A 12496-nucleotide genomic window follows, 5' to 3' on the forward strand; every position below is an offset into this window, starting at 1 on the left:
GGCGTTGGATGAGGCACTACGGCCCGACAGCCACGCGCCGGCGGCGGCTCAGGCGGATGGCCAGCGGCGCAGGGTGGGGCGTGGGGCGGCGGGATTGTAGGTGAGATTGGTTATCCGACGCAAATGCGAATGATTTGCGACTGTAGTCAGGCGCTGCCGTCGTCCAGCAGCGCGCGGACCTGCGCATGCGGGGAGGCGGCCAGCAGCGGGCGGATATGCGCCTGGAACGACGGGCTGCCGGTGGCGAGCGCGCGCTGCAGCCAGCTCACTGCGGCGTCCACCTGGCCGGCCGCGAGCAGCAGCGAGGCATGGCTGGCCTGGCCGCGGAAGTCGCCGGCCTCGGCCGAGCGCCGGTACCAGGCCGGCGCGGCGGCGGGGTCGGCCGCCACGCCGATGCCGTCTTCCAGGCAGCGGCCCACCAGGTTCATCGATTTGGCATGGCCGCGCTGGGCTGCCCGCAGGTACAGCGCGTACGCGGCGCGCTCGTCGCGTGCGGTGCCGCGCCCGGTGCCCACCAGGTTGGCCAGGTTGTACAGGCCCCAGTCCAGCCCCGCCTCGGCGGCGCGGCGGTACCAGACCACGGCCAGTTCCAGGTTGACCGGGGTGCCGGTGCCGAGCTCATGGCAGCGCCCCAACATGTTGGCGGCGATGGCCAGGCCGCCGTTGGCGGCGCGCTCGAACCAGAGCATGGCGGCGGCGGCATCCTGGGCCACGCCGCGGCCTTCCATGCGCGCCTGCCCGAGCAGGAACTGCGCCTGCGCGTCGCCCCGTTGGGCGGTGGCTTCCAGCGCGGCCAGCGCCGCCGCAGGATCGCGCTGCATCAGCGCGACCAGCGCGTCGGCATCCAATGCCCCGGTGGTCGGCTCAGACATCGGCCCACTGCCGCAGCAGGTTGTGATACACGCCGGTGAGATTGACCAGCGCGGGGTGTTCGGGGTGATCGTGGGTGAGGCGTCGGATGGACACGTCCAGGTCCCACATCAGGCGGCGCTGGCCGTCGTCGCGCAGCATGCTCTGGATCCAGAAGAAGGACGCCAGCCGCGCACCGGCGGTCACCGGGGTGACCTGGTGCAGGCTGGTGCCGGGGTAGAGCACCATGTGGCCGGCCGGCAGCTTGACCCGCTGGTTGCCGTAGGTGTCTTCGATGACCAGTTCGCCCCCCTCGTACTCGTCCGGATCGCTCAGGAACAGGGTGGCCGACAGGTCGGTGCGCACCGGCTGCGGCTGGCCGGCGGCGCTGTAGTCGTAGCGCACGGCGTTGTCCACATGGAACCCGAACGTCTGCCCCGGCTGGTAGCAGTTGAACAGCGGCGGGAAGATGCGGCGCGGCAGGGCCGCGGAGAAGAAGGTGCTGTTGCGGCCGAGCGCGTCAAGGATGATCGAGCCGATCGCGCGGGCGGCCGGGTCGGACTCGGGCAGCTGCAGGTTGTGCTTGGCCTGCGCGGACTGATAGCCCGCCGTCAGGCGCCCGTCGGTCCATCCGGCGGTGGCCAGTTGCCGGCGGGCCAGGCTGACCTGCTCGGCGGTGAGAACGTCGGGAATGTGCAGCAGCATGGTCGGCTCCAACACCTCCCGCGCAGGCGCGCGGGAGGTGGCGTGTGGCTTAGAACGTGAAGTTGAACGCCAGCGTTGCCGAACGGCCCGGCGCGATGGCGGCGAAGTGCGAAGCGTACGCCTTGGTGAAGTAGGTTTTGTTGGTCAGGTTCTGCACGTTCAACTGCAGGCTGTAGCGCGGGTTGAACTGGTAGCCCACCATCGCGTCCCAGCGGGTGTACGACGGCACCCACTTGGTGTTGTTGACGTTGCCGTACACCTTGTCCACGTAGTTGGCGCCGGCGCCCAGGCTCAGACCGGGCACGAACGACGGGGCCCAGGTGGTCCACAGGCTGGCGCTGTGCCTGGCGGTGTTGGGGAACTGGTTGCCGTTGTACGGCGAAGGCACGTACACGCCATTGACCAGCAGGAAGCCGTTGTCCTCGACCACCGCATCCAGGTAGGTGTAGCCACCGAACACCTGCCAGCCCTCCACGATGGTGCCGCTGAAGCCGATCTCGGCGCCCTTGACCTTCTTGCGGCCCGCGTTCTGGGTGGTGCCCGCGTCGCTGAGCACGCGGGCGTTGGTCATCTCGGTCTCGAAGATCGCACCGGTCAGCGACAGGCGGGCATCGAACAGGTCCCACTTGGTGCCCAGCTCGATGTTGCGGCTGCGCTGCGGTTCGAGGTCCTTGATGGTCGCGGTGATGCCGTCGGCGCCGTCGCCGGCATCCACGCCCACCGGCGTGGACGAGGTGCCCCACGACAGGTAGATGCTGCCGTTGGCGACCGGCTTGTAGACCAGCCCGGCCTGGCCATTCCAGAACGAGGTGTCGTTGCGCAGGTGCTGCGCGTTGGCCGCCGCGGTCGGGCTGAACAGATGGGTGCTGTAGTCGTCGAAGCGCGCGCCCAGGTTCAACATCCACTGTTCGCTGAAGCTGATGGTGTCGAACACATAGGCCGACGTGGTGCGGGTGGTCTGGCGCGCATCGTTGAGCGGGTTGCTGCGGGTAAAGGTGTGGGTCGCCGACCACGGGTCGTTCGGGTTCGGGTTGGTCAGGTCGGTGCAGTTGTAGCCGGTGGCCGCGCCGGTGGTCGGGCAGCTCTGGTTGCCGGTGACCGGGTTGTTGGTGCCGCCGGTGGTCTGGCCGTTCGGGCGCACCACGTCGCCGATCACGTAGTTGCCGCGTACGGTCTTCTCATCGCTGTATTCCACGCCGGCCGTGAAGCTGTGGCGCAGCGGGCCGGTCTCCAACTCGCCGGTGACGCTGGTCTGGTTGACGAAGCTGTCGGTCTGCGTGGCGCGCGAGTTGGTGCGGCGCCAGATCGTACCGAACAGGTTCGGGTTGCCCTTGCTGTCGTCCGGCTGGGTCCACAGGTAGTCGTTGCGGGTGTCGCCGTAGCGGGTGATGTTGCGCAGGACGATGCCGCCGAGGTCGTGCGACAGGTTCAGCGTGGTGATGTCTGCCTTGGTCTTCTGGAAATCGCGGTCCACCAGGCCGTAGAACGCATCGCGGTTGGTCACGATCGGGTTGCCGTCGCCGTTCAGCGGCAGGTTGGGGCCACTGGTGAACGGGTTGTTGTACGGGAAGCCGCCGGCGTCGGGCAGGTCGTCGGTTTCCATGTGGTAATGGCTGATCACCGCCTGGGTCGGGCCGTTCAGGCCGAACGCCAGCGACGGCGCGATGCCCCAGCGGCTGCTGTTGACCGCGTCGCGGCCGGCCACATCGGCATCGTGGCTCATGATGTTCACGCGGGCGGCGGTGCCGTCACCGATCACCTGGTTGGCATCCAGCGTGCCGCGGCGGTAGCTGTCGGTGCCGGCGGCCAGCGAGCCCTGCACAAAGTTGTCCAGCTTTGGGGTCTTGCTGACCAGGCTGATGGTGCCGCCAGCCGAGCCGCGGCCGGAGTAGGCCGAGCTCGGGCCCTTGACCACGTCGATCTGCTCGATCGCGAACACTTCGCGGGTCTGGCTGCCGGCATCGCGCAGGCCGTCCACGTAGATGTCCGACGCCGAGTCGAAGCCACGGATGAAGGGACGGTCGCCGGTCGGGTTGCCGCCTTCACCGGCGCCGAAAGTGATGCCGGGGACCGTGCGCAGCGCATCGAGCAGGGTGGTGGCGGCGGTCTGCTCGATCACCTGCTGGGAAATCACGCTGACCGATTTGGGGGTGTCCAGCAGCGGCGCGGTGAATTTGGACGACTGCGGGCGCACGCGCTCCCCGTGCACATCGACGCCATCCAGCTCGGTGGCGCGCTGCGGATCGGCGCCCGCGTCGGTCTCGGCGTGGGCCAGGGCGGGGGCGGCGATGGCCAGCAGCAGGGCGGACGACAGCGGAGTGGGGCGGACGGTCATGGGATTTCCTGGGGATGCGGACAGGGGCCGGAACAGGCGGAGCGTCGCGGCCGGTGGGTGTGGGGCGGGAAGACAGCGGACAGGAGCGGGCAGGCATGGCCCACGACGCCGCGGCGCGCAGGCGTGCAGGGCATCAACGCAGGGCGTTGACGCCGGGATCAGGCGTAGGGAGGGGCGTGGCCGGGATTGAGCCGCAGCGCGGGTTCCAGCCGCTGCCAGCGCAGCGCGTCGGCGCGCCACAGTGGCACCCGGGCGATCCACGGGGTCCGGTGGCTGGCGCGACGGATGGCAGTGCTGTCCGAGTCGGCGTCGCCGCCGGTCTCGCTGCCCAGCCGGGCCGCGTGCACCCCCTCGGGAACCGGAGCAGGCGCCGGCGGGGCGTGCGAGACGAGGTCGAGGGTGCTGCGGCCGGCCGCCTCGACGGCAGCCGCGGGGCGGCCCGGTGCACCCGGTCGGCCACTGTCGCCCGGCCACGCCAGGCCCAGCAGCACCACGCAGAGCGTGGCCCACAGGGCGGCGATACCGAAGCGGCGGCGGCGACGAAACACGAAGGACCAGGCAGGAGCGGCCAAAGCGCCGCAATGCCTATGTTAATAGCAACAATTCGCGTTATCAAAGACCCGCCATTCAGGCGTCGAAACCGGTCAGTCGCGGTCGTCGCGGGTCCAGACGGCGTCGTGCTCGCGCTTCACCGGGAACCGGGACACCGGCGAGTAGGCCGGCGCACACAGGGCGCGGCCGTCGCGGATGTCGAAGCGCGCGCCGTGCAGTACGCACTCGATGCTGCCCTCGGCGGTGTCGAAGGTGCCCGAGGACAGCTCGAACTCGTCATGCGTGCACTGGTCTTCCAGTGCATACAGCTCGCCATCGAGGTTGAACACCACGATCGGCGTGCCGGTCACCTCGTCGAAGGTGCTCTTCATCTCACCGGGAAGCAGCTCGGCGCTGGCGCAGACGAAGGTCCAGGTGTCGCTCATGCCTGGGCCACCAGCGGCTTTTCAAGGATCTCGAACTGCAGGTCATCGCGCTTGGGGATGCCGAAGCGCTCGTCACCGTAGGGGAACGGCTTCTTGATCCCGGTGCGGCGGTAGCCGCGGCGCTCATAGAAGGCGATCAGCTCGTCGCGGATGTCGATCACCGTCATCTGCATCACATCCAGCTGCCACGCCGCAGCCGCATGGGCTTCGGCGGCGTCCATCACCTGCTTGCCCACGCCGCCGCCCTGCAGGGTCGGTTCGACCGCGAACATGCCGAAATAGCCCTTGCCCTGGTCGTCGGCCACATGCGCGCAGGCCAGCAGACGGCCCTCGCGTTCGGCCAGCAGGATGGTGCTGCGCGGACGTTCGATATCGGCCTGCAGACCCTGCGGGTCGATGCGGGCGCCATCGAGCATGTCCGCCTCGGTGGTCCAGCCGGCCCGGCTGGCATCACCCCGGTAGGCAGCGGTGACAAGGGCAACAAGGGCGGGGATGTCGGCCAGCGTGGCCGCACGGAAGGTGAGGGTGGTCATGGGCACATTCTAGGCGGGCCGGGGCGGGCTGGAAACGCTCCCGCCCTGTTTGGGGATTCGTCCATGCAACGATGCCAAATGCAACGGAACGTGGCTGCTCGATGAATAGATCAAGGTTGATTGAATGTCCGCCTGCAGTGGCCGGGAAACGTCACTGACGTGCAATGATGCGCAGAGGGGGCGAGATGGGGGCGGGGACGCGCTGGCTGGAGAGCTTCCTGCGCTCGATCAAGCCGGGAAATACGGGGGCTCTCGGTCCTGAGGGGTGGCCAAACAAAGCGGGGGAGAGGTCGGGGATGAGCGCCTGGGCGCGCGGATTTGGGTTGTCAATTGGTTTGATCATTATCGCGTATGGCGGCGCGGTAATGCGTGGCTTGGCTCAAGGGCCGATCCCATGTCGCGCGAAATGCGGAATTGATTATGCACTGGTGATCTATTTTGGAGAGCCCCGCGCGCATCTGATCATCGGCATGCAATGGGCTGTGGTGGGTGTCGCGCTGTGCATCATTTCTCTTCTGGCATCCCGGCGCAGTCCAAAGATAGAGCGCCGTAGGCGTAACCGCAGTCGCAATCGTAGTCGCAAGCGCAAACGCTTCGAAGGCAAGCAATGAAACGCCGCAGCCGTTCCCGCGGCTGCAGTGTGGCCGCCGCGCTTGTCAGCGCATGAAAAACTCCACCGGGAACGACAGTTCCACCGGCGCCGGGCGTTCGTCGGGCACGGCCGGCAGCGGCGCGGCGCGGCGGAAGGTTTCCAGTGCGGCCTGGTCGAGCAGCGGGAAGCCGGACGACTGTTCCAGCGACAGCGCCAGCAGGGTGCCGTTGCGGGCCAGGCTCACGCGGACCTGCACGATGCCTTCCTGGCGCCGCGCGCGCGCTGCATTGGGGTAGCGGCGGAAGCGTTCCAGCCGCGCCATGACGCGGCCTTCCCAGCTGTCGCGGCCAGGCGTGGCTTCACTGGGGCCGGGTGGCAGCGGCGGCGTGAGCGGTGCCGCGGCCACCGACGCGTCCTGCTGCCGCGGCGCGGGCGATTCGACCGTGGGCAGTGGCGGCGTCGGCGGCGGAATCACCCAGTTCGCTGCGGCGCGCGGCGGGGTGTCCGGCAGCGGGCGCGGCGGCTCGGGTTTCTGCTGCTGCACCGACGCGGCCGTGCTCGGGGTCGGTGCGACGATCTCCTCCAGTGGCACTTCCGGCGCACGGGGCGGCAACAGCACCAGCTGGGTGCGCTCGGCGGGCGGCGGTGGCAGGTCCGGCGCGGTCGGCACGCGGGTCCACAGCAGCAGGGCAAAGACGGTGACGTGGGCGAGCACGGTCAGTACGGCCGCCAGGCCATGCGCATGGCGTTCGGCAATCTGCAGCAGCCGGCTGGGCGGGGTGCCGCGCGGAACCGGGCGGCACAGCAGGTACAGCGCGCAGCCGCCCATGCCGATCGCCACGGCGATCCACAGCACGAACGAGGGATGGGCGACGATCCAGAACGCGGCGAAGCCGACGGCCATGCCACCGCAGGCGAATGCCTTGGCACGGCGCGACATCGCCCCCTGCTCGCGCCACAGCACCAGCGGCGGGCCGAAGCGGGGGTGCTGCAGCAGCCAGCGTTCGAAACGGGGCGAGGATCTGCCGAAGCAGGCCGCCGCCAGGATCATGAAAATGGTCGTGGGCATCACCGGCAGCAGCGCCCCGATGATGCCCAGGCCCACCATCAGCAGCCCGAGCAGCAGGTAACCGGCACGCACCACGCGGTGACGTGGGCGGACGGCCGGGACGGCGAGGGTGGGCTGGGTGGCGTCCATCTCAGGCCGCGAACGCCTGTTCGACATAGCCGTGCACGCGCACGAATGCCTGGGTGGCACCGTCGATCATCCGCTGCTCCTGGGCCGGGTCCAGCGCGGCGCCGTCCAGCGCCGCGGTGAACTGGCGCCAGTGCCGGGCGCGCCCTTCCGGGTGTCCGGCGAGGTGACGCGCCCCGCGGGTCTCATCCAGGCCGATGCGTGCGGCCAGTTTGAACAGGATCGCCGCGCCGAGGTTGGAGCCCTCGGCGACGTACAGCCATCCCAGCGCTGTGGCCAGATCGACGTCGGCCGGCAGTGCGCGGCCGTCATCGGCCGGCACGGGCTCGCCGAGGTCGGCCAGGTCGGCCGCCAGATCCTGCAGACGCTGGCGTTCGGCCAGATCCTCCACCAGCGCGTGCAGCGCCGGCACCGCGTACAGCGCGGCGATGTCGCGGTGGAAGCGGTACTGCACGCGCAGAAAGCGGCGGTAGGTGTCGATGGAGGCAAACGGGTCGCCGCGCATGATGCGCTGGTCGAGCCGGTCGTGAGTGGCGTGGGTGGCTGCCTTCAGCCGCTGACTGCGGGTCGGGGCGGCGGCAGCAGGGGATGTCGTGGACATGGGCGGGCGCTCCTTAGAAGTTCACGGTGAAGCCCAACCGCACCGTGCGCCCCGGCGAGGCCATCAGGCCCAGCGTCATGGCGTCCATGTAGTAGCGGTCGGTGAGGTTGTCGACGGTGAGGTCGACGGCGACGTGGTCGTTGAGGCGGTAGTTGGCGAATACGTCCACCAGCACGTACGAGCCCCAGTCCACCACCGGGATCAGGCTGGCACCGGCCTCGCGCATCGGCCGGTGGCCGGTGTAGCTGACCCGCGTGCCGGCGGTGAGGCGCTGCTCGAACAGGTGGGTGCCCAACGTCAGCGCGCCGGCCGCGCGCGGCGGGATGTGGTTGCTGGCGTAGCTGTCGTTGACACCGCCGGCGTGGCACGCCTCGGTCCGGGTGGGATACGCGCGGCCGCTGTGGCAGAAGTTGGTGTACGTGTAGTACGTACCCGACAGCTCGCCGAAGAAGCGCGGCGTGCTGTACTCGGCGCTGAGCTCGTAACCCTTGAAGTCGGCGCGGTCGATGTTCTCGATCACCGGTGCGGATACCCAGCCGTCCAGCTGCATCGTGGTACGGGTCAGATAGTCCTTCACGTGGTTGTCGAAGTAGGCGACTTTCAGGCGCGCCTTGTCACGGCCGGTGAACAGGCCATCGCGCAGCAGGTTGACACCGTACTCGCGGTTCCTGGCGTGTTCGGGACGCAGGTCCATCGGACGCGTGGTCGGTACCGGGCCCGAGCTGGTCTCGAACAGGCCGGGCATGCGCATGGCCTCGGCATAGCGCGCGTACACCTGCACCCCGTCGACAGGCGTCCAGGTCAGCGCGGCGATCGGCGTGGTGCCGTTGCCACGCCCTTCCAGGTGGGTCGGCGTAAAGATGATCGGGCGTGTCGTCGACGGTACCTGGCTGATCTGGCGGTCGTAGCTTCTGTAGCGGGTGTGGCGCACGGCGGCGTCCACCTTCAGCCAGTCGGTGGGCACCCACTCACCGCTCAGGAAGGCACTGCTTTCCTGGCGCTTGGCATTGTTGCTGCTGAAGCTCTGCGTCGCGCTGATCGGGTGCACGTCTTCCTTGCCGTGGGTGAGCCCGTACTGCAGCGCCATGTCGCCCCAGCCGGTGATGAAGCGCGAGGTGTTGGTGGCGTCGATGCCCCAGCGTTCGGCCTGGCGGTAGGTCACTTCGATATAGGTGAACTCCGGCGGCAGCGCCGGGAACGAGTACGTGTTGCGGATGGTGTTGTCGAGCATCGTCTTCCAGGCGTTGGCCTTGAAATCGATCAGGTCGTTGTCCGGGTTCCAGCGGTAGCGCGCGGTCCAGGTATCAGCATCCACGTCGCTCAGGGCCGATTGCAGCGCACCTTCCCCGCGCAGGATCGCCGAGGGCATCAGCTCGCCGTAGCGGCTCTGGAACTTCATGTGGCCCACCTCCAGCGCCTGGTGCGCGGTGGGTTTCCAGGTGCCTTTGAGCAGCCAGGACTGGTTGTCCACGGAGGTGTTGAGCACTTCCTCGCCGGCACGGAAGCGGTTCAGTCCCTCGAAGTTGACCGTGGTGTACTCCACCCAGCGCCCGCGGCTGTCGGTGGTCCGCCGGGTGGACAGCACCGGTTCCGGTGCATTGGGGCCATTCTCGCCGGCAAAGTAGTTGCCGGTCTTTCGGCGCGCGTAGACGCCCACTACCTCGAACTGGTCCCAGCGCTTGGCCACGGCCAGGCTGCCGCTGCCGCCGGTGGGGGTGCCGGTGCCGGGGCGGTCCATGCCGGTGTCGTCGGCGAACGTGGTGGGCACCGGTTGGCGGGTGCAGGTGCGGCCGCCACCGCAGTCGGTCAGGAACTGCCCGCCATTGCGCAGGCCGCCGGTGGTGTAGGCCGGCGGCGGCGAGGTGCTGTTGTCGCTGAAGCCGCCCTTGAGGCGGATGCCCCAGTCCTTGTCGCCGGTGATGATGTCCTCGGCATTGAGCGTGCGCATGCTGACCACGCCGCCGATCGCGCCCACGCCTTCGGCGCCCGCGCTGGGGCCCTTCTCGATGTTGATGCCGCCGATCATGTCCGGATCGATGTAGCTGCGCCCGGCCACGCCGGCGTAGCCGCGGTACACCGTGACCTGCTGCTGGCTGCCGTCGATCACCACCGGGACGCGGTTGAAGCCCTGCATGCCGCGGATGTTGAGATCCACCGCGCCGGAGTTGCGGTTGTCACCGTTGAGCACGCCCGGCACGCTCTTGAAGATGTCGCCGGCCTGGGTACCGCGGAAGCGCTCGATTTGCTCCTGCGAGAGGTACGCGCCGGACTGCGGCGAGGCGTAGGGCCGGTCGGCCGGGCTGAGGCGCTCATTGCCCAGCACGGTGCGGTTGCCCTGGTCGCCCTGCACGCGCAGGGTGCCCACGCGCTGCACGCCGCTGGCCGGCGCGCGCTGCACCGTGAGTGCGCCGCTGGCGGTGGTGACCAGCGCCAGCCCGCTGCCCTGCAATGCCTGCTCAGCGGCCTGCTCGACGGACATGCGGCCTTCAACGGCCGGCGCGCGCAGGTCACGGACCAGAGCCGGGCCCACTGACAGGGTGCGCCCGGCATCGGCAGCGATGCGGTTCAACGTAGCCCCCAGCGGGCCGGCCGCGATGTGGTAATCCAGCGTGGCGGACGCACCGGGTGCGGTCTGCGCGTGTACCAGCGGGGCAGTGGCGGCCAGCGACAGGGCCAGGGCCAGGGCCAGGCAGGAAGGGCGGAACAGGCGTGAAGCAGGCATCGATGCGGCGTCCGAATAGGGGATTCGGATAGAGGTGTGTATCGAGCGCGGAAAACCGGACACGGCGGTGGCAGAAACGTGCGGGGACGCCGTCATCGGCGGTCGATCAGGGTCACCGGCCCGTACTGGCGGACCGTGAGCGGCAGGGTTTCGGCCAGTGCACGCAGGGTGCGATCGCTGTCGTCCAGTGCGAACACGCCCTGCACATGCAGCGCGGCGGCCGCCTCGGAGACGCGCAGGAAACCGGGGCGGTAGGGGCGCAGCCGCGCGATCAGGGCCGACAACGGGGCGTTGTCCAGGCTGACCTGCCCGCGTACCCAGTCGGTCACCTGCGCCGGATGCGGGCCGCTGGCAGTCAGTCCATGCGCGGTAGCGCGCGCGGAGAAGCCGGTCTGCACGTGCAGGCGGCTGCCGTCCTGGCCGTGCAGCAGCGCGTGGTCGCCCAGCACAGACAGCGTGCTGCCTTCATCGTCGCGCTCCAGCATCACGCTGCCGCGCAGCAGCGTCACCCGTGCGTACAGGCCATGCAGCACCAGCGTGCGCGGGTTGGCGGCGGCCTCCAGCAACACCCGGCCACCGCGCAGCCACAGCTGGCGACGGGTGCTGTCGAAGACCACATCCACCGCGCTGCGCGCATCGAGCACCACGCTGCTGCCGTCATCCAGCGCGAAGCGGCGGCGCTGCCCGGTGGCGGTGCGCAGGTCCGCGCCCAGCTCGCGCAGCGGGAACTGACGGTCCGCCCACGCAGCGGCGCCCGCGCCGGTGACGGCAAGCACGGCCAGCGAGCGCAGCGCGGTCCGTCGCGTCGGGCGCAACAGCAGCGCGCGCGCCTGCTGGGTCTGGCCCGGGTGCTGTGCGGCGACGTTGCGCAGCCGCTCGAAGCGGTGCTGCACCTGCTGCAGTTCGTCCCAGGCCTGCCGATGGAGCGGGGCCGCATCCAGCCAGTGCTGCAGCCGCGCTGGCGCATCGGCGCTCGCGTGGCCGGACTGCAGCAGCACCATCCAGTCGATGGCAGCGGCCATCGCGATCCGCTCGGGCGTGGTCGCGCTCATCCGGCGGCCGCCTCACGCAGATCCTCCAGACAGCACTGCCAGGCCTGGCGCAGATAGCGGCCGACGGTGCGCACCGTCACGCCAAGGCGGCGCGCGATCTCGTCGTGACCCAGGCCGTCCAGCTGGCTGTAGAGGAAGGCCGCACGGGCGGCGGCGGGCAGCCCCTGCATGGCCCGGTCGACCAGCAGCACCGTTTCCAGCAGCAGGGCGCGCTCCTCCGGCGAGGGCGAAAACGCTTCCGGGCTGTGCCGCAGCTGTTCCAGCCAGGCCTGCTCCAGGTCCCGCCGGCGGCGCAGGTGGAACAGCAGCCGTTTGGCGATGGTGGTCAGGAACGCACGCGGCTCCACGATGCTCGCCAGCGGCGTGCGCGAGGCCGCCACCTGGGTGAAGGTCTCGGCGGTCAGATCCTCGGCGTCCCAGCGGCAGCGCATCTGGCGGCTCAGCCGCGCAAGCAGCCAGCGGTGATGCTCACGGAACAGCGAGGCGAGCGCATCAGGGGAGACGACCGGGGACGACATTGCGATCTATGCAAATGAGAAGTGTTCGCATTATTGCATGATTGGGGGCGGGAGGGAGGGCGGGGGCTGGTAGGCGGTGCAGCGCGGAGCGCGCAGGCGCACCGGCTGCTTTCGCTGCAGCATCAGTGCGTAGGAAAGAGCCTCGTTGAAATGTAGGTGGATGTAACGATAGTTGATGAGATTCAAATATCAGTTCTCGATAGCCAATTGGTTGTTGACGAAAAACCTCCGCTGATTCATAAAAACGGTCTTCAAAAAATGTTTCGGCGCTTCGGGGAAAGAGAAGCGGCGCATTTAGGAATGGACTATCACCCCTGACGTCCCCCCGGGATTGAGTAGCACGACGGTTTGGAGTCCAATCCTCAACGACAAGGAGATTGGACGTGAAGAAGCGCTTTTCCGAAGAACAGATCATCG

General features: G+C 69.0%; 13 protein-coding genes. 2 read left to right on the top strand and 11 right to left on the bottom strand.

The window, feature by feature from the left end:
* Positions 1-146: 146 nt before the first annotated feature.
* From ACPEH1_RS07235 to ACPEH1_RS07260, 6 genes are all read right to left on the bottom strand, one after another.
* Positions 147-872 (bottom strand): tetratricopeptide repeat protein, encoded by a 726-nt coding sequence (locus tag ACPEH1_RS07235; RefSeq protein ID WP_136006553.1) that lies wholly within the window; start codon positions 870-872, stop codon positions 147-149.
* Positions 865-1554, bottom strand: a complete 690-nt coding sequence (locus tag ACPEH1_RS07240; RefSeq protein WP_017357313.1) for a Fe2+-dependent dioxygenase — start codon at positions 1552-1554, stop codon at positions 865-867. Before ACPEH1_RS07240 ends, ACPEH1_RS07235 begins: the two co-directional genes overlap by 8 nt.
* 49 nt (positions 1555-1603) lie before the next feature.
* Entirely contained in the window at positions 1604-3889 is a 2286-nt protein-coding gene (locus ACPEH1_RS07245) for a TonB-dependent receptor (protein WP_423715522.1), read from the bottom strand.
* 158 nt (positions 3890-4047) lie between these two features.
* On the bottom strand, positions 4048-4437 hold the full coding sequence (locus tag ACPEH1_RS07250; RefSeq protein ID WP_423715523.1) for a hypothetical protein: 390 nt from the start codon (positions 4435-4437) through the stop codon (positions 4048-4050).
* A 96-nt stretch (positions 4438-4533) separates the two neighbouring features.
* Positions 4534-4866, bottom strand: coding sequence for a non-heme iron oxygenase ferredoxin subunit (locus tag ACPEH1_RS07255; protein WP_017357420.1), 333 nt, complete (start codon positions 4864-4866; stop codon positions 4534-4536).
* Positions 4863-5399 (bottom strand): GNAT family N-acetyltransferase, encoded by a 537-nt coding sequence (locus ACPEH1_RS07260; protein WP_017357421.1) that lies wholly within the window; start codon positions 5397-5399, stop codon positions 4863-4865. Before ACPEH1_RS07260 ends, ACPEH1_RS07255 begins: the two co-directional genes overlap by 4 nt.
* Before the next feature lie 296 nt (positions 5400-5695).
* On the opposite strand from ACPEH1_RS07260, the gene ACPEH1_RS07265 reads away from it, so the two are divergent.
* A complete protein-coding gene (locus ACPEH1_RS07265) occupies positions 5696-6010 on the top strand; it encodes a hypothetical protein (protein WP_166472695.1) in 315 nt (104 codons plus the stop codon).
* A gap of 45 nt (positions 6011-6055) precedes the next feature.
* Here ACPEH1_RS07265 and ACPEH1_RS07270 read toward each other — a convergent pair whose 3' ends face one another.
* The 5 genes from ACPEH1_RS07270 to ACPEH1_RS07290 all read right to left on the bottom strand — a co-directional run bounded on the left by ACPEH1_RS07270 (position 6056) and on the right by ACPEH1_RS07290 (position 12079).
* Entirely contained in the window at positions 6056-7189 is a 1134-nt protein-coding gene (locus tag ACPEH1_RS07270; protein ID WP_246864051.1) for a TonB family protein, read from the bottom strand.
* A gap of 1 nt (position 7190) precedes the next feature.
* Positions 7191-7787, bottom strand: coding sequence for a biliverdin-producing heme oxygenase (locus ACPEH1_RS07275; RefSeq protein WP_153164526.1), 597 nt, complete (start codon positions 7785-7787; stop codon positions 7191-7193).
* A 13-nt stretch (positions 7788-7800) separates the two neighbouring features.
* Positions 7801-10509: a TonB-dependent receptor domain-containing protein gene (locus ACPEH1_RS07280; protein WP_423715524.1), complete on the bottom strand. Its 2709-nt coding sequence runs from the start codon at positions 10507-10509 to the stop codon at positions 7801-7803.
* Between the two features lie 92 nt (positions 10510-10601).
* Complete coding sequence (locus ACPEH1_RS07285) at positions 10602-11561, bottom strand: DUF4880 domain-containing protein (protein WP_166472697.1); 960 nt, start codon at positions 11559-11561, stop codon at positions 10602-10604.
* Positions 11558-12079, bottom strand: a complete 522-nt coding sequence (locus tag ACPEH1_RS07290) for a sigma-70 family RNA polymerase sigma factor (RefSeq protein ID WP_423715525.1) — start codon at positions 12077-12079, stop codon at positions 11558-11560. Before ACPEH1_RS07290 ends, ACPEH1_RS07285 begins: the two co-directional genes overlap by 4 nt.
* A 156-nt stretch (positions 12080-12235) precedes the next feature.
* Between ACPEH1_RS07290 and ACPEH1_RS07295 the strand changes: the two genes are divergently transcribed.
* Entirely contained in the window at positions 12236-12397 is a 162-nt protein-coding gene (locus ACPEH1_RS07295) for a hypothetical protein (RefSeq protein WP_423715526.1), read from the top strand.
* Positions 12398-12496: the final 99 nt, after the last annotated feature.

Source organism: Stenotrophomonas sp. NPDC077421 (genome assembly GCF_049545505.1).
Lineage (GTDB): Bacteria > Pseudomonadota > Gammaproteobacteria > Xanthomonadales > Xanthomonadaceae > Stenotrophomonas > Stenotrophomonas nematodicola.

Coding starts and splice junctions, on each gene's coding strand:
- ACPEH1_RS07275 (WP_153164526.1), bottom strand. CDS start 7,787: ATGTCCACGACATCCCCTGCTGCCGCCGCCCCGACCCGCAGTCAGCGG.
- ACPEH1_RS07265 (WP_166472695.1), top strand. CDS start 5,696: ATGAGCGCCTGGGCGCGCGGATTTGGGTTGTCAATTGGTTTGATCATT.
- ACPEH1_RS07280 (WP_423715524.1), bottom strand. CDS start 10,509: ATGCCTGCTTCACGCCTGTTCCGCCCTTCCTGCCTGGCCCTGGCCCTG.
- ACPEH1_RS07235 (WP_136006553.1), bottom strand. CDS start 872: ATGTCTGAGCCGACCACCGGGGCATTGGATGCCGACGCGCTGGTCGCG.
- ACPEH1_RS07240 (WP_017357313.1), bottom strand. CDS start 1,554: ATGCTGCTGCACATTCCCGACGTTCTCACCGCCGAGCAGGTCAGCCTG.
- ACPEH1_RS07255 (WP_017357420.1), bottom strand. CDS start 4,866: ATGAGCGACACCTGGACCTTCGTCTGCGCCAGCGCCGAGCTGCTTCCC.
- ACPEH1_RS07270 (WP_246864051.1), bottom strand. CDS start 7,189: ATGGACGCCACCCAGCCCACCCTCGCCGTCCCGGCCGTCCGCCCACGT.
- ACPEH1_RS07260 (WP_017357421.1), bottom strand. CDS start 5,399: ATGACCACCCTCACCTTCCGTGCGGCCACGCTGGCCGACATCCCCGCC.
- ACPEH1_RS07290 (WP_423715525.1), bottom strand. CDS start 12,079: ATGTCGTCCCCGGTCGTCTCCCCTGATGCGCTCGCCTCGCTGTTCCGT.
- ACPEH1_RS07245 (WP_423715522.1), bottom strand. CDS start 3,889: ATGACCGTCCGCCCCACTCCGCTGTCGTCCGCCCTGCTGCTGGCCATC.
- ACPEH1_RS07285 (WP_166472697.1), bottom strand. CDS start 11,561: ATGAGCGCGACCACGCCCGAGCGGATCGCGATGGCCGCTGCCATCGAC.